This window comes from Algoriphagus chordae (assembly GCF_003254055.1).
GTDB lineage: Bacteria > Bacteroidota > Bacteroidia > Cytophagales > Cyclobacteriaceae > Algoriphagus > Algoriphagus chordae.
The window spans coordinates 137,878-153,539 of sequence record NZ_QKZT01000005.1 but is presented as its reverse complement, the minus strand read 5'-3'; the positions used below and the strand labels follow the sequence as shown (position 1 = coordinate 153,539).

The window sequence follows — 15,662 nt, the reverse complement described above, 5'->3', positions numbered from 1 at the left end:
AGCCTCATTTTTTGGATGGAGGAGAATAATCAACTCGAAAATATAGATCAAGGCTGGCTAGATTATCTGAGCCAATACATCACTGAGCATAAGCAATCGGTCATGGAAAAGGTTCTCAAGCAACGGACCAGGTTCATTACTGTTGTGCTAGAGGATATTTTCAAACCTCATAATGCTAGTGCTGTTTTACGTACTTGTGATTGTTTTGGGATTCAGGATGTGCATGTTATCGAAAAGATAAATATGTATAAGATTAACCCTTTTGTCACTAGAGGGGCTTCGCAATGGATTGATTTGCACAAGTACCACAACAAAAATGGTACTGCTGTTCAGGATTGTTTTTCTGGGCTGAAGGCACAGGGATACAAAATCTACGGAACTAGTCCATTACCAGGATCTATTTCCATTCATGATCTGGAACCTAATGAAAAGATCGCACTGGTATTCGGAAATGAGCACGAGGGGATAAGTACCGAAGTTCAGGAAAATGTGGATGGCTTAGTTCATATTCCTATGCTGGGCTTCACGGAGAGTTTCAATATTTCTGTTGCAGCCTCAATTGCCTTGTATGAGTTGGTGAAAAAAGTAAATAATTACGATAATGTGGATTTCTATTTGACTGAAGAGGAAAAGCAGCTCCTGAGAATGAAATGGTTTAGATCAGTGGTAAACAGGGCTGATTTGCACGAAAAGGCTTATTTGAAGACAAAGAATGCCTAATTCTTCTTTTGGAAAATTGAGTTGATCTGCTCGTTTAAGGGTACTTTTTGAGATTTGTTCTTAGCTTTTTTACGCTGTCTTTGCTTTTTCTTCTGCTCCTTGCTTTTCACTACCACCATCCGGGCTGAGATTCCCACTTGACCTCTATAGAATTCCTCCCTGCCAACTAGATTGATGTTGGGTTTGTAGTCCAATGAAATCACGGCATTTAGTAGGGTTAATTCCAGACCTCCTATCAAATCTACTCCAACTGTAGTATTGCCATAGGTATGTAAGATCTGCTTAGTTTCTTCATCTTTTATAAAACTTTCTTCTACACCAAATGAGCCACCGAATCCATAGTAATAATTAAAACGCTTGGAGATAATGGGGTGATGTTTTTCCATCAAAGCTGAAAAAGTGGTGTTCAGTTTAAAATCCGATTGAAGAATTCCTTCAATCGAAATTCGCTTGGTAATGCGCTGCTGAGCAGTCAGACCCACGGTTCTATACAGATTATTATTTCCGAATCTAAGACCCACAGCAGTGCCATAGCGTTGAGCCTGCGTGAAAGTAAGTGAAGAGAAGAAAATGAGGGTAATGAGGGTAAGGCGTGATTTCATAGTCTATTTTCAAAAGGAATGACCCTTATTCAATAACTATTCCAAGCTTATGATTTTGATCTATATCGATGAAAAAGTGAGTGGTAGGTCTAAAGTAAGACCTGAAAAGCACGAAGATGAGGGAGTTTATGCTTAGGCTGTCTTATTCAAGTTCTGATAACTTTCCGACAAAAAAAATGCCCACAGAAATCAATTCTGAGGGCATTTATATGATTTCAGATTTCTTTTAAGATTCTGAAACTACGATTTTTTTGATTTTGTCTCCTGCTTTGATCTCATCGATAATATCTAAGCCTTCTACTACCTTACCGAAGCAAGTATGATTTCTATCCAAATGAGCAGTATTGTCTCTGCTGTGGCAAATGAAAAACTGCGAACCTCCTGTGTTTCTACCTGCATGAGCCATAGAAAGTACTCCACGGTCATGGTATTGGTTGTCTCCATCCAACTCACAAGCTATTTGGTAACCTGGTCCTCCTGTACCATTTCCTTTCGGGCAACCTCCTTGAATCACAAAATTTGGAATGACTCTATGGAATGTCAAACCATCGTAAAATCCTTTATTTGCTAGGTCAATGAAATTTTGTACTGCAATAGGAGCATCCTTTTCGTAGAACTCCACTTTCATGGTGCCTTTCTCTGTAATCAATTCTGCTGTCTTCATTTTATCAGGTTTTCGTTGTGTTCCTATCAGGAGTTTTTATTATTTAGGTTCACAAAAATATAATAATTAAGCCAAAATTTGGCACATTAATTATACGATTGGTGATTTTAAGAACACTTTTTTGTTCTGTTATCAACAATTTTAAGACAATGAAATTCCCTTATAGTTAGTTGATTTTTTATAACTCTCTAAAAACCAGAAGGAATTGTGATCCTTAGCAGGTTAAGGTGAAATGGAGGCTTTTGGTTACACAGAACCAAGTGCACCGCTCATAATATCCTCAGATGCATATTCCTTAAATTTTTCGAAATTGGATTTAAAAGCCAGTGTGAGTTTATGGGCCTGCTGATCATAGGCACTTTTATCTTTCCAAGTCGCTTTAGGATTAAGAATCTCCGAAGGTACTTTTGGACATACCTGAGGAACTTCCAACCCAAAAATTGGATGTGTGGCATATTCTACTCTATCTAGTCCTCCATCCAACGCAGCTGTTATCATAGCTCTCGTATACACTAGTTTCATTCTAGAACCTACCCCATAGGAGCCACCTGTCCAGCCGGTGTTGATTAGCCAAACATTAGTATCATATTTTTCAATTTTTTCACCAAATAAGCTAGCATATTCCGTAGGATGAAGTGGAAGGAATGCTGCTCCAAAACAAGCTGAGAAAGTCAATTTTGGCTCTGTAATCCCCATTTCTGTACCCGCAACTTTGGCTGTATAACCAGAAATGAAATGATACATAGCTTGACTTTTGTTCAACTTAGAAATAGGAGGGATCACCCCAAAAGCATCGGCAGTCAGAAAGAATATGTTTTTAGGGATACCAGCTATGGATGGTTCCAGTGCATTTGGGATAAAGTTAATCGGGTAGGCAGTTCTGGTATTTTCTGTTTGAGATTTGTTGGCGAAATCCACCTCTCTGGACTTTCCTTTGAACCTGGTATTCTCTACGATAGAACCGAATCTAATGGCATTCCAAATTTCAGGTTCTTTCTCCTTGCTTAAGTCTATGACCTTTGCATAGCAGCCTCCCTCGAAGTTGAAGACCCCATTATCTGTCCAGCCATGCTCATCATCACCAACAAGTTTTCTATTAGGATCTGCCGAAAGGGTGGTTTTGCCAGTGCCGGATAATCCGAAGAATATGGCTGTATCTCCATCTTCTCCCACATTGGCTGAGCAGTGCATGGAAAGCACTTTCTTTTCATGGGGAAGAATGAAATTGAGCACTGAGAATATGCCTTTCTTTATTTCACCTGCATAGCCAGTTCCACCGATCAAAATGATTCGCTCAGTCAGATTGATGATAGCGAAGTTGGAGTTTTTGGTGCCGTCAGTAGCTGGATTTGCTTCAAATTCTGGCGCACAGATAATGGTGAAATCATGCTCAAAATCCTTCAGCTCATCTTCAGATGGTCTGAGGAACATGTTATGGCAAAATAGGTTATGCCATGCTTTGGTATTGATCACCTTGAGCTTGAGTCTGTGATTGGCATCCGCTCCTGCATAAGCATCTCTGACGAAAAGCTCTTTGTCAGCCAGAAAAGCTTTCATTTTTTGAAGAAGCAACTTAAATTTTTCGGGTTCAAAAGGGATGTTTATATCTCCCCACCATACAGAGTCCTTAGTTTTATCATCCAGGACGATGTATCTATCTTTTGGGGATCTACCGGTGAATTTCCCGGTGTCGGCCATAAGTGCGCCTGTGGAAGTGAGTTTTCCTTCATTTCGCGCTAAAGCAATTTCCACCAGCTCTGCCGGTGGAAGATTGAGATGAACTTTTCTATCTGTACTCGATTGAAGAAAAGCCAGGGGAGAAGTCTGGGTTGCCAGATCTAGTTCCTGCATACATATTTGGGTTTACAATCTGAAAATTGTCTGCACAAAACTACTAAAATACCTTCTACAATAACCAACAAAAAGCGCTTTATTTTTAATTACAATCGGTTGCATAACAAAAACAGATGTTTATTTGGTGACACTTTTATGAAATACAAAAGCTTCGGTACTGCTCCTCTTCCAATGGTGTAATATTTGGGCACTGGGCTATAATTCAGCGGCTTTAACTTTGGAAACAAGGGTTAAAAAGGTTTATCATTGTAAAATTGATTTCACCCAAATAAAACTATCCTTGGAAAAACAACTTACTCCTGAATTTGATGGGCCTACTATTTTCGGCCATCCAAGAGGACTGATGACACTATTTTTCACAGAAATGTGGGAACGATTCAGTTACTATGGCATGCGAGCCCTGCTTATTCTTTTCATGACCATGGCAGTTGCGGAAGGGGGCTTGGGTTTTGATGACAAGACTTCCGGAGCTATTTATGGCCTCTATACTATGGGTGTTTATTTGTTGGCATTGCCTGGTGGTTGGTTAGCTGATCGACTTTTTGGTTTGAAAAAGTCCGTATGGTACGGAGGAATTATCATCGCTATTGGTCACTTTACTATGGCTTTGCCTGGAGTAATGGCTTTGATTTCGGGAGATCATTCGATCAAACCTGAGTTAAGTACCCTAGACACCAGCTCTTTCTTTCTTGGCTTAATTCTAATTGTATTGGGTACAGGCCTATTGAAACCAAATATTAGTTCGATTGTAGGACAACTTTATCCTAAAGGAAGCACTAAACGAGATGCTGGTTTTTCTATTTTCTACATGGGAATCAATATCGGTGGTTTCATCGCGCCGATTGCCTGTGGGACCTTGGCTACTTATGATATGCACCTTGGTTTTGGATTGGCAGGCTTAGGGATGGTCTTTGGACTGATACAATACAAACTCTCAGGAGGATTATTAGAGGGTCATGGTGAGCCTCCGGTGGTCGTGACTCAAGAAGAGGTCTCTAGTCAAAAGAAGTTGAAGTCACTGGTGACCTATATTGGATTAGGATTGCTAGCTATTGTAGGTGTTCTATTCATGGGAGTGATACCAATCAATGTTTCTGCTATAGCGAGCGCCTCCGGGACAGTAATTGCTCTGGTGGCGTTTGGATACTTAGGATATGTGATTGTGTTTGGAAGACTCAATAAGGCCGATAAAAACAAAGTAGGAGTGATTGCTATTTTATTCCTTTTCTCTTCTATGTTTTGGTCAGGATTCGAGCAGGCAGGTTCTACTTTGAATCTATTCGCTGAGCGTTTTACAGATCGTACCATTTTGGGCTGGGAGATTCCTACTAGTTATTTCCAGTCGGTCAACTCTCTTTTCATTATTATTTTCGCACCAGTTTTTGGAGCCCTTTGGGTATGGTTGGGCAGAAGACAACTAGAACCGAGTTCTCCGATGAAGTTCACTTTTGGACTTCTACTATTGGCACTTGGTTTTTTCGTGATGTATTTCGCTACCAAGATCGCTGCTTCAGGTGATTTGGCTGCACCTACTTGGTTGCTGGTAACCTACATGCTTCACACTTTTGGTGAATTGAGTCTTTCTCCTGTAGGCTTGAGCTTGGTGACCAAATTGGCACCAAAGGGCTATGGCGGGCAAATGATGGGTATCTGGTTCTTGTCAGTAGCTCTAGGTAATTTGATCGCAGGCTTAATCGCTGGTGAAGCTAGTGGTGGTACAGAAGAGGCCTTGGCTCAGATGCCAGATCAATACATGCTGATCGTTTACACAGTATTTGGCTCAGCAGCATTGCTATTCCTACTGAAACCTGTGATTAGGAAGATGATGGGAGATGTGCATTGATGCTTGATGTCGCTAGCACAAATCCTCCATAGGTGGGATTTAATCTTTGTAATAAGGGATTGTTTAGCTAGAAGACTGAAGAAGCGCTTTCCTATCTTCTACCTAATTCGCTATAGCGTATTTATAAGCAGTTTTACTACTGCAAGCAATCAAAAGAGGCAATCGATTATCGATTGCCTCTTTTGATTTTAGTACTTCTTCAATTCAAACTCCTACTTCTCTTCCTTGTTTGCTACCCAGGTTTTGATCTCAGCTAGCATCTTATCTAAGTCAGTTCGAGTGTAGACTTTTCCGTCTTTTATTACATCCTGTATGCTTAGCGTAGCCGAAATGTCTTCCAAAGGATTACGATCCAAAACAATTAAGTTCGCCTTCTTGCCCGCTTTTACGGCTGAAAATTCCGTGATTCCAAAGTAATCTGGACCGTTGATAACTGAAGCAGTCAGTGCTTGCTGAGGAGTCAAGCCAAACTCCACAAACTTCTGAAGCTCCAAATGAATAGCCAATCCTGGAAAATCATATGTATTCAAATACCCAGCATCTGTCCCAGCCATGATTTTCATTCCTGACTTCTGGATCATGGGTAGTAGGGAGGAAACTCGCTTGAAGTTGTCCTTTCTTGCTTGGGTAAGCTCAGGCGATTCTCCAGCCATTCGCTCTATTCTCCACTGGTAGCTTTCTTTCAGTTTTGGCCCCAAGTAATTGAGAATGGTATCATTGGCAAAGTCATTTTCATCGAGATAGGCGATGTTGTAGCTGATCAAAAGGGTAGGGACTATTCCTGTTCCTTGCTTAGCTAGTTGCTGAAAATTGGCAAAAGCTAGCGAGTCGCTATAAGTCTCTGCTTGAAGAGTTGCTGCTTCTGATCCAGAAAGTTTTCCAGAAGCTCTTCCTTCTGAAATTTCTGCCTCTAAAGGAGTAGTCGCCCGCATCATATAGGATAAGTGCTCTACGGTCTTTTGTCCAGCCTTAGAAACCTGATCGAGTGTCAAAGCTGCAGGAATATGCCCAGACACGCTGTATCCTCTGGCAGTTGCTAATTCCACTGCTTTTAGGAAAAGCTCTGGTTTAAGCGTATTGTCAGTGATTTTGACAAAATCAATATTGAGTTTATCCAAAGAATCAAGTGCCTGATTCAATTCCTCCTCGGTTCCAACTTCTAAATCTCCTGGCCAAATAGATGCTATTCCTTCGATCTTCGGTCCTGAAGTAAGAATTTTTGGGCCAATTCGCTTTCCGCTATTGATCTCATCACGCCATTTCAGAACCTCCAAACTTATATCTCCAGCAGCATCTCGAACTGTTGTTACCCCAAAGGCTAAGTATAAAGGAAGTAATTGCTCATTTTCGTCTATGTATTCCGCTCCTCCAAAGTGAACGTGGTTGTCCCATAAACCAGGCATAAGGAACTTTCCTGCAGCATCAAGCTCCTGCTTTGCCTGGTATTTCTCCAGAAGCGATGCATCACCAACTTCTAGGATGCTATCTGCAGCTATAAAAACAAAGCGGTTTTCAGCCTGAGAACCTTCTTCGATATTTAGTAAGGTTGCGTTCTTGATGACAAGATCTACTGCGGTTTTTGTTTGGCAGCCTGAGATGATCAGTGCCAGTAAGAGAAGTTGCTTTAATTTCATAATTTAAAATAAGCTTCCTTGAACTGTAGTTTTCTTGCTCGCTTGGATGGTTCCTTTTAGCATTTCCTGCATCAAACGTATGAAACCTGGTTCCCAGTTTTCAGCATAAATTTTTAGCTCTTTACCCTCATATTCGATAGGTCCCAACATTTTCTCATAGCCAATAATCATGCTCCAAACTGTGTAAAAAGTGATTTCTGGCTGCAGTTCTGCTCGAATACTTCCGTCTTTGAGTCCTTGGCTAATCATCATAATTCCAATTTTGGCTGGCTCATGGTGAATTTCCAAAAGTTTCTGAAAATGTGCTGATTCCAGTGTTTTCGGATCGATTAACTGGTGTGTTTCTGGATTGTTATACTTTTTAAGAAGGTCAAGAAAGTTAAGAATCGAATCGTAATAGACTTGATTAGCTTTCGCAAAGGCTACAATTTTCACAACCAATTCTGTAATCATTTCCAGTCCAGATTTACCTTTGGATCTGTAAACATCCCGGAATTCATCTTTGAATTGATCGAAGGCTTTCTTGGTCAAAGCCATAAAAAGGTCTTCTTTATTTTTGTAATAAAAATAGGTGAGGCCTTTACTGATTCCTGCTGTCTTAGCCACATCTTCCATTCTGGTAGCTAAATAGCCTTTGGAAGTGAAAAGTGAAACAGCTGAATCTAAAATGAGTTTTTCTTTATTTTTCTCTCCTGCCATGAGTTTTTAAGGTTGTCTAAAAATGGAAAACAAAGATATTAAACTTGGGTCAAAAAATGGCTTTCTTATAAATTAAATTTAGGTATAAGGCATAAAAAAAGGCTTTAGGGAATTCCTAAAGCCTTTTTTGTGTGAGTGTCAAGGACTTACTTTACTTCTACGATGTAGTAATTTTTCTTTCCTTTTTGTACCAAAAGATATTTGTTTTGAAGCAGAGTCAAATTTAATGCAGCGTTTGGATCTGCAAGCTTCTCCTTGTTAATACTAACGCCTCCGCCTTGGATCATTTTCCTAGCTTCCCCTTTAGAAGCAAACACCACAGCCTGAGTGATTTCTCCGAAAAGATCCAAAATTGAGCTTAAGGAATCATATTCACTCTTATCGATTTGAACCTGAGGAACTCCATCGAAAACCTGCAAGAATGTACGCTCGTCAAGTTCAGCCAAATCTTCGGTAGAAGACTTACCAAATAAGATCCCTGAAGCTTTCACTGCCATCTCAAAATCAGATTCTCCGTGAACCATTATGGTGATTTGCTTGGCGATTTCCTTTTGCAATACACGAAGGTGAGGAGCTTCAGCATGTTCTTTCTCTAGACTTTCGATAGTTGCTTGATCTAGGATGGTGAAAATACGAATGTATTTGGAAGCATCTTCGTCAGATACATTCAGCCAAAACTGGTAGAAGGCATAAGGAGAAGTTTTCTCTGGATCCAGCCATACTGATCCTCCTTCGGTCTTCCCAAACTTGGTTCCGTCGGCCTTTGTAATCAATGGTACTGTTAAGGCATAAGCTGAGCCTCCGCCCATTCTCCTGATCAATTCGGTACCCGTTACGATATTTCCCCATTGGTCAGATCCACCCAGCTGTATAGAGCAATTCTCATTTTTCCAAAGATGATAGAAATCGTAACCCTGGATCAACTGGTAAGAGAATTCTGTGAAAGAAAGTCCATTTCCATCCTCGAGACGTCTTTTTACAGAATCCTTGGACATCATGTAATTCACAGTGATGTGCTTGCCAACATCGCGAATGAAATCCAAAAAGTTAAATTTGGACATCCAATCGTAGTTGTTTACAAGTTCTGCTTTATTCGTAGTAGCACCAGAAAAGTCCAAGAACTTAGCTAGCTGTCCTTGGATGGCAGCTACATTGTGATCTAGGGTACTTTTATCGAGTAGATTTCTCTCATCTGATTTGAAAGAGGGATCTCCTATCATACCCGTGGCACCACCTACCAGAGCAAATGGTTTATGTCCAGCACGTTGAAAGTGTAATAAGGTCATCACGCCAACCATATGACCAATATGTAAGGAATCCGCGGTAGGGTCGAAACCTAAATAAGCCGAAGCCATCCCTTTTGTAAGGTGCTCTTCGATTTCGGGGGTCATATCCTGAACCATGCCTCTCCAGCGTAATTCTTCTATAAATGAATTCATCTAATGAGTTGATTTTTCGAGCAGCAAATATAGCCTTGTCTGATGAAGGAATAAAGGAATCCTTTAATCCATTGTGCGATTTTAAACTTATTTGCAAAGTACAGTACCTGTCAAAAAGTGATTGCAAATTAAAAGTACAAATGTGTTTACTTTAAGGTACTAAATCCAAGCCCATGAAAACAAGACTTAAAATTTTTACAATTCTACTGTGCTGCCTTAGTGGAACTCTGACTTTTGCGCAAGATTCACCCAATTGGATGCGTTACCCGGCAATTTCACCAGATGGTTCGCAGATCGTTTTTACCTATAAAGGGGATTTGTATTTGGTGCCAAGTGTGGGCGGGGAGGCTCGACAGATTACTTTTCATGAAGCTCATGATTACCAAGCTGTATGGAGTAGAGATGGGAAGACTATCGCTTTTGCCTCAGATCGCTATGGCAATTTTGACATATTTTCTATGAGTCCTCAAGGTGGGTCAGCATCTAGACTTACATTTCATTCCAATGACGAACAGCCATTTGAGTTCTCGTCAGATGATCAGTCGGTGATCTTTGGGACGCAAAGGATGGATATCGCTGAGCACAGACAATACCCGACAGCTTCTCAACCTGAGCTTTATTCAGTTCCACGAAATGGAGGTAGAGTAGATCAGATTTTTACCATACCAGCTGAGTATGTGACGGTCAGTAAGGATGGGAGTAAAATGCTCTATCATGATAAAAAGGGTGGTGAAAATGAATGGCGTAAGCATCATCAGTCAGGTGTGGCTAGAGATATTTGGATTTTTGATGCCAATACCAATAAGCACAGCATGCTTACAACCTTTTATGGTGAAGATAGAAATCCAGTCTTTTCTCCTGATGAATCAGAAATCTATTACCTGAGTGAAGCGAATGGAAGCTTCAATGTCTTTGCTATGGATGTGACTAATCCAGCTCAACCGGAGGCACTTACCGCACTAGAGAATTTTCCAGTTCGTTTTCTATCTATATCTAATGATGGTCTGATGAGCTTTGGCTATGATGGAGAACTCTATACGCTACGCAAAGGTGAAACTCCAAAGAAGCTTGCTGTCGGTCTACAAACTCAAGCCATAGCTAATGCCGATAACTATATCGCTATCAATGGGGGAGTCAGAGAAATGTCGATTTCCCCTGACGGCAAAGAAATCGCCTTTGTAGCTAGAGGAGAGGTTTTTGTAACTTCTGTGGATGGTTCGCTGACCAAGAGAATTACGAATACACCAGAGCAGGAGCGATTTGTGGAATTTGCTCCTGACGGAAAATCACTAGTCTATGCAAGTGAAAGAGATGGGAAATGGCAGATTTATCAAAGCACCAAGCAAAGATCGGAAGAGCCATTTTTCTTTGCTTCTACGCTACTTGAAGAGAAACTTTTGGTGAGTTTGGAAGCTGAAGCTTATCTCCCTAAAATTTCTCCAGATGGGAAAAAGTTAGCCTATGTGGAAGGTAGAAGAAGCCTAAAAGTTTTGGACTTGGACTCGAAGGAAACAGTTACGCTGATGACTCCAGACCAACTTTTTCACATGCGGGATGGGGATCAGTATTTCACCTGGGCACCAGATAGTAAGTGGCTTTTGGCGACTTATAGACCTACGATGTCAAATTCTGAAGTGGTGCTTCTGGATGCTTCGGGTAAGAAAAAGATGAAAAATTTGACCAACTCTGGCTATGGAGATGATAAAGCCATCTGGGTGAATGATGGCAAGCAAATGCTTTGGTTTTCCAATAGAGATGGCCTGCGTAGCTATGCTACAAGTGGGCAAAGTCAGAGTGATGTTTACACACTCTTTTTTGATAAAACGGCATGGGACAAATTCAGCATGTCCAAAGAAGATTTTGATCTGATGAAGGAGATCGAAAAAATGAATAAAGAGGAGGAGAAGGATGGGAACTCGAAGGATGGAAAATCAAAGGAAGAAAAGGATAAAGACAAGAAAGTTGAAGACTTGGAATTTGACTGGGAGGGAATAGAAGATCGCAAAGCTAAATTGACCATTCATTCTTCAGATTTAGGCGACGCGGTATTGTCCAAAGACGGAGAGAAATTGTACTATTTGGCATCCTTCGAAAAAGGGATGAATCTATGGAGTACAAATCTTAGAACGAAGGAGACCAAACAGGAAATCAGCCTTGATGCTAACTCTGCAAATTTGGCTTGGGATAAGGATCAGAAAAATCTATTTCTACTGAGTAATGGAACCATATCTAAGATAAATCCTGAGGGTATGAAAAAGGAAGTGATCAAAATCTCAGGAGAAATGACCTATGACAAGGAAGCGGAAATGGCCTATATGTTTGAGCATGTTTGGCTCCGTACCAAAGGCATTTTCTATACACCTGATATGCATGGCGTAGATTGGGATGCAGCCAAGTTGGATTATGAAAAGTACCTGCCTTCTATTGGTAACAGCTATGAGTTTTCGGAGATGATCTCTGAGATGATTGGTGAGCTGAATGTCTCTCATGCTGGTTCTCGATACTCCCGATCTATAGATATGGCTGATGCCACAGCTTCTTTGGGGATATTTTGGGACTATGATTACGAAGGAAATGGAATCAAAATCACAGAAGTTATAGCAGGAGGACCTCTGGATAAATCGGGCCTTGATATTAAAGCAGGATTGGTGATCGAGAAAATAGATGGCCAGACTCTTAGTCCTGACACAGACTTGGCTAAGTTCCTCAATAGAAAAGCTGATACCTACACCTTGCTAGAAGTTGTAAATCCAATATCGAAAGAAACCAAGCAATTGACAGTTAAACCAATTTCTCTTAGGGCCGAAAGTCAATTGCTTTATAAGCGATTTGTAAAAATGAACCAGGCGGAGGTAGATAGTCTCAGTAATGGAAAGCTTGGTTATGTACATATTCCAGGCATGAGTGATGGTCCTTACCGGAATGTTTATGAGGAGATGATGGGTAAGTATCATGATAAAGAGGCTGTTATAGTTGACACCAGATTCAATGGAGGTGGAGATTTGGTGGCGGATTTGGCGATGTTTTTTACAGGCGAAAAGTTTCTAACCTATGCTACAGAAGCTAGGGAAGTAGGATATGAGCCCACAGCTAGATGGACCAAGCCAACGCTTGCGATGTTCAATGAAGCCAATTATTCTGATGGACATTGCTTCGCCTCTGGATATACGGATTTGAAAATCGGTAAGACTGTCGGCATGCCTACTCCTGGAACCTGTTCCTTTGCAGGATGGGAAGGGTTACCGGATGGATCTCGCTGGGGAGCGGTACCAATCTCGGCTAAAAATAAGGCAGGGGAATGGTTGGAAAACCGAGAGGCTAAGCCTCAGTTTGTAGTGAAAAATATGCCAGGGAAAATTGATCAAGGGATAGATCAGCAACTGGAAAAAGCGGTAGAAGAATTACTCCTGGAAGTAGACTAAACACTGTAAATAGGGCATAAAAAAACCTGGTTGTGATACCAGGTTTTTTTACGCTTATTCTCGAAAATGACTACTGATACGTTTTCGTATTCAGTGTCTCATCACTTTTGAAAAAATCAGTAAGTTTTCCGAATGAACTGTCGAAATAACCGTCTAGCATTTTCTTAATAATGAAAGAACGGTATTCGTCTTTGGATACTATCGGAAAGTACTCGTGACTTTTACCATAAGATTTGTGACTTACAAATCCTTTACGCTCCAAAATTCTAACAATAGTGGAAACAGTGTTATACGCTGGTTTTGGCTCAGACATCGGAGCAAGGATATCTTTGACAAATCCTCTTTCCAAAGTCCAGAGGTGCTGCATGATGTCCTCTTCGGCTCTTGTTAATGGTTTCATAAATAAGGCGTTAAGTTTTAATTATGAGAAAATTATTCGTTTAGTTTCACAAAAGCAACAAAAACTACCTTTTCTTTTACTATTTTTTTTCTTGAGCGATTCCGTGACCGCATGGTATTTTACCAAGTTCAATAAAAAATGGCCTCTATTGAGGCCATTAGTGTTTATGCGGGTCTTAGTTTAATTATCCGTGTCATGTGAAGTAATTTGACAATTGGGTAGGTTGGATCAAACTCATACCATTTGACAGCAAAGTTTGGTCGGTTTGGCAGTTTGTGGTGATTGTTTTGGAACAACTCACCCAGCATCAGCACATCAAGTAGCAGACTGTTTTTAGAATGATCGTTATTGTCAAAGTTGGCGTATCCATATTTGTGACCACTCCAGTTTACTATCGCACCATGTACTGGTCCCATTAGGAAATGGATTGGAAGTAAGAAATACATCCACCAATGCGTGCCTGGCATATCAAAGACTGAAATACATAGTACGTAGATGGCGACGTATAATAATCCCCAAGCAACTCTTACCAGCATGGTATCGGCAAATTTGTCAAACTTGTTCCAATCAGGAATGTCTTTGGAGAATCGCTCCTCAGGTTTTAAGCGAAAGGAAAAATATTCATTATAAATGTTTTTTGTCTTCCACATCATGGTAAACAAATTCTCGGTATGATGTGGGCTGTGAGGGTCTTTTGGAGTATCACTATAGGCGTGATGCATGCGGTGAAGAATAGCATATGCCCTCGGAGATAGGTAGGAACTTCCTTGCCACATCCAGGTGAAGAAGTAGAAAAATTTTTCCCAGTATTTGTTCATATAGAACATCTGATGGGCAGCATATCTGTGTAGAAAGAAGCTTTGGCAAAACAAGGAGAAATACCAATGCAACAAGAAGAAAATGATGATTATCACTCGGCGTAGGATTTATGGTTGAGGTACAAATATAAGGCAACTAAGTCAAGTAACGAATTTAATGGAAGATGCATTCCACTTAATTGAAATGATATTTATCAGGTTTTAGAATAATTATGGTAAATTCTTACTTTTAATTCCATGGAAAAAACCAATAGACCGATGAACTTTCTAGTGAAAATCCTTTTGGGGGGAATATCCGTGATCATTGCAGAATACCTTATTCCGGGTATTCACATTGACACTGCCATGACGGGATTTATCCTTGCTGCTGTTATCATCCTCATCAATATTACGCTGAAGCCAATTTTGATCATTTTAACCTTGCCTATTACCTTTCTGACCTTAGGACTGTTTTTGTTGGTAATAAATGCGCTGATGTTTATGTTGGCGGATCGGATTATCCCGGGCTTTGAAGTAGATGGCTTTTGGTGGGCAGTTTTATTTGCAATCGTAGTAAGTATCATCAACTCACTATTCGGTAATAGTCTGAATCCTTCGGATAGCTAAAATAATCCTCGTATTCGAACCTAAGCTTTGGCTATCTCAGAAGAGACATCACAGTCAATAAGTAGCCCAAGGAATAAGTAGCGAGATTGAGTAGAATGAGAGGTGATAAATTCTTTAACTGTTAAAAAATCATTAAAGATGAAAGAGTCTGAAATTAGAGCTGCTAGAATTCAAATAGACTGGAAATTATAGCTTCTCCTTGAATTTCAGATTATTAGAAACCTTGGAATTACTCAATTTTTTAACAATTTCTTTATTATACTTTGTTGATTTAATTAAATTCCATTAGATTTTGATACTATATTACTATGGTATTTAGTAGTATTGGTTTGCTAATCACTTAAAAAGTATATTCTTTAAACATTTGACCTATGTCAATCTCAAATCCAGGTTTTGATCCTCAGCGCATTAATGAGCTAAAGGAAGAGTTAGGGAAGCTCAAGAAAACCTTCAAAATTATCCCCGATGAAGAAAACTCTGACGAGTTTGTGAATTTCTATTTTATAGGAATGTATCAAGGCAGAGAAGTCATTTATGATGCAGCACTCTACACCCTGAGACTCCATCATTCCAGTGAAGTGTATGAACTCGCTGAGCACAAGGCTGCGCAGAAGTTTCCAAACTTCAATGGAATCTCCTATGAAGAGGATGAAAATGGAAACTTGAAACCATTGACCTCTGAAGAAGAAGAAATCGGCTGGTTTATCACCGAGATTATTATGGAGATAGAGGAAGAGGAAAGTGTGAAAGTCCAAGAGTTTGTAGATGTGGATACACATCATGATTTTGGTATCGGTGTAGATGCTGGCTTGAACGTGGATCACATAGATGAAATCGTTATTTCAAACTTTATTAAGGAGTTTAATGACGATACCTTGGAACTTGATGATACCATGTTTGCATTTCAATCTGAAGAGGAGGACATCGAAGATTAATCTAAATTGAGTTAGAATTGAAAAAC

13 protein-coding genes are annotated in these 15,662 nt (G+C 40.1%); 5 read left to right on the top strand and 8 right to left on the bottom strand.

Annotated elements, in window-relative coordinates; all coding sequences use genetic code 11:
* The first annotated feature begins 15 nt into the window (after window positions 1–15).
* Window positions 16–720, top strand: coding sequence for a TrmH family RNA methyltransferase (locus tag LV85_RS07170; protein WP_111317618.1), 705 nt, complete (start codon window positions 16–18; stop codon window positions 718–720).
* Here LV85_RS07170 and LV85_RS07165 read toward each other — a convergent pair.
* The 3 genes from LV85_RS07165 to pckA form a co-directional block, all read right to left on the bottom strand.
* On the bottom strand, window positions 717–1,322 hold the full coding sequence (locus tag LV85_RS07165; protein WP_111317615.1) for a hypothetical protein: 606 nt from the start codon (window positions 1,320–1,322) through the stop codon (window positions 717–719). The genes LV85_RS07170 and LV85_RS07165 overlap by 4 nt on opposite strands.
* Window positions 1,323–1,548: 226 nt before the next feature.
* A complete protein-coding gene (locus tag LV85_RS07160; RefSeq protein ID WP_111317613.1) occupies window positions 1,549–1,986 on the bottom strand; it encodes a peptidylprolyl isomerase in 438 nt (145 codons plus the stop codon).
* Window positions 1,987–2,232: 246 nt separating this feature from the next.
* Window positions 2,233–3,837: a phosphoenolpyruvate carboxykinase (ATP) gene (gene pckA / locus LV85_RS07155; protein WP_111317611.1), complete on the bottom strand. Its 1,605-nt coding sequence runs from the start codon at window positions 3,835–3,837 to the stop codon at window positions 2,233–2,235.
* A gap of 346 nt (window positions 3,838–4,183) precedes the next feature.
* On the opposite strand from pckA, the gene LV85_RS07150 reads away from it, so the two are divergent.
* The gene (locus LV85_RS07150; protein ID WP_394336113.1) at window positions 4,184–5,683 is read left to right on the top strand and encodes a peptide MFS transporter; all 1,500 of its coding nucleotides are present in this window, start codon (window positions 4,184–4,186) and stop codon (window positions 5,681–5,683) included.
* A gap of 212 nt (window positions 5,684–5,895) precedes the next feature.
* Here the strand turns inward: LV85_RS07150 and LV85_RS07145 are convergent, their stop codons facing one another.
* The 3 genes from LV85_RS07145 to tyrS all read right to left on the bottom strand — a co-directional run bounded on the left by LV85_RS07145 (window position 5,896) and on the right by tyrS (window position 9,455).
* Window positions 5,896–7,317 carry an amidohydrolase family protein gene (locus LV85_RS07145; protein WP_111317609.1) on the bottom strand — a complete coding sequence of 474 codons (1,422 nt, stop codon included), beginning with the start codon at window positions 7,315–7,317 and terminating at the stop codon, window positions 5,896–5,898.
* Between the two features lie 3 nt (window positions 7,318–7,320).
* A complete protein-coding gene (locus LV85_RS07140; RefSeq protein WP_111317607.1) occupies window positions 7,321–8,016 on the bottom strand; it encodes a TetR/AcrR family transcriptional regulator in 696 nt (231 codons plus the stop codon).
* A 146-nt stretch (window positions 8,017–8,162) separates the two neighbouring features.
* On the bottom strand, window positions 8,163–9,455 hold the full coding sequence (tyrS, locus tag LV85_RS07135; protein WP_111317606.1) for a tyrosine--tRNA ligase: 1,293 nt from the start codon (window positions 9,453–9,455) through the stop codon (window positions 8,163–8,165).
* Window positions 9,456–9,628: 173 nt separating this feature from the next.
* On the opposite strand from tyrS, the gene LV85_RS07130 reads away from it, so the two are divergent.
* Window positions 9,629–12,877 carry a S41 family peptidase gene (locus tag LV85_RS07130; RefSeq protein WP_111317605.1) on the top strand — a complete coding sequence of 1,083 codons (3,249 nt, stop codon included), beginning with the start codon at window positions 9,629–9,631 and terminating at the stop codon, window positions 12,875–12,877.
* 70 nt (window positions 12,878–12,947) lie between these two features.
* Here LV85_RS07130 and LV85_RS07125 read toward each other — a convergent pair whose 3' ends face one another.
* Both LV85_RS07125 and LV85_RS07120 read right to left on the bottom strand, forming a co-directional pair.
* Window positions 12,948–13,277 carry a BlaI/MecI/CopY family transcriptional regulator gene (locus LV85_RS07125; RefSeq protein WP_111317604.1) on the bottom strand — a complete coding sequence of 110 codons (330 nt, stop codon included), beginning with the start codon at window positions 13,275–13,277 and terminating at the stop codon, window positions 12,948–12,950.
* A gap of 164 nt (window positions 13,278–13,441) precedes the next feature.
* The gene (locus LV85_RS07120) at window positions 13,442–14,191 is read right to left on the bottom strand and encodes an acyl-CoA desaturase (RefSeq protein WP_111317602.1); all 750 of its coding nucleotides are present in this window, start codon (window positions 14,189–14,191) and stop codon (window positions 13,442–13,444) included.
* Window positions 14,192–14,332: 141 nt separating this feature from the next.
* Here LV85_RS07120 and LV85_RS07115 point away from each other — a divergent pair, with 141 nt between their 5' ends.
* Window positions 14,333–14,701 (top strand): phage holin family protein, encoded by a 369-nt coding sequence (locus tag LV85_RS07115; protein WP_245942197.1) that lies wholly within the window; start codon window positions 14,333–14,335, stop codon window positions 14,699–14,701.
* A gap of 371 nt (window positions 14,702–15,072) precedes the next feature.
* Complete coding sequence (locus tag LV85_RS07110; protein WP_111317600.1) at window positions 15,073–15,636, top strand: hypothetical protein; 564 nt, start codon at window positions 15,073–15,075, stop codon at window positions 15,634–15,636.
* The last annotated feature ends 26 nt before the right edge of the window (window positions 15,637–15,662 follow it).

What these genes read in the sequence shown, in the direction of transcription:
- LV85_RS07170 (WP_111317618.1), top strand. Translation starts at nt 16, where the DNA reads ATGGAGGAGAATAATCAACTCGAAAATATAGATCAAGGCTGGCTAGAT.
- LV85_RS07165 (WP_111317615.1), bottom strand. Translation starts at nt 1,322, where the DNA reads ATGAAATCACGCCTTACCCTCATTACCCTCATTTTCTTCTCTTCACTT.
- LV85_RS07160 (WP_111317613.1), bottom strand. Translation starts at nt 1,986, where the DNA reads ATGAAGACAGCAGAATTGATTACAGAGAAAGGCACCATGAAAGTGGAG.
- pckA (WP_111317611.1), bottom strand. Translation starts at nt 3,837, where the DNA reads ATGCAGGAACTAGATCTGGCAACCCAGACTTCTCCCCTGGCTTTTCTT.
- LV85_RS07150 (WP_394336113.1), top strand. Translation starts at nt 4,184, where the DNA reads ATGACACTATTTTTCACAGAAATGTGGGAACGATTCAGTTACTATGGC.
- LV85_RS07145 (WP_111317609.1), bottom strand. Translation starts at nt 7,317, where the DNA reads ATGAAATTAAAGCAACTTCTCTTACTGGCACTGATCATCTCAGGCTGC.
- LV85_RS07140 (WP_111317607.1), bottom strand. Translation starts at nt 8,016, where the DNA reads ATGGCAGGAGAGAAAAATAAAGAAAAACTCATTTTAGATTCAGCTGTT.
- tyrS (WP_111317606.1), bottom strand. Translation starts at nt 9,455, where the DNA reads ATGAATTCATTTATAGAAGAATTACGCTGGAGAGGCATGGTTCAGGAT.
- LV85_RS07130 (WP_111317605.1), top strand. Translation starts at nt 9,629, where the DNA reads ATGAAAACAAGACTTAAAATTTTTACAATTCTACTGTGCTGCCTTAGT.
- LV85_RS07125 (WP_111317604.1), bottom strand. Translation starts at nt 13,277, where the DNA reads ATGAAACCATTAACAAGAGCCGAAGAGGACATCATGCAGCACCTCTGG.
- LV85_RS07115 (WP_245942197.1), top strand. Translation starts at nt 14,333, where the DNA reads ATGGAAAAAACCAATAGACCGATGAACTTTCTAGTGAAAATCCTTTTG.
- LV85_RS07110 (WP_111317600.1), top strand. Translation starts at nt 15,073, where the DNA reads ATGTCAATCTCAAATCCAGGTTTTGATCCTCAGCGCATTAATGAGCTA.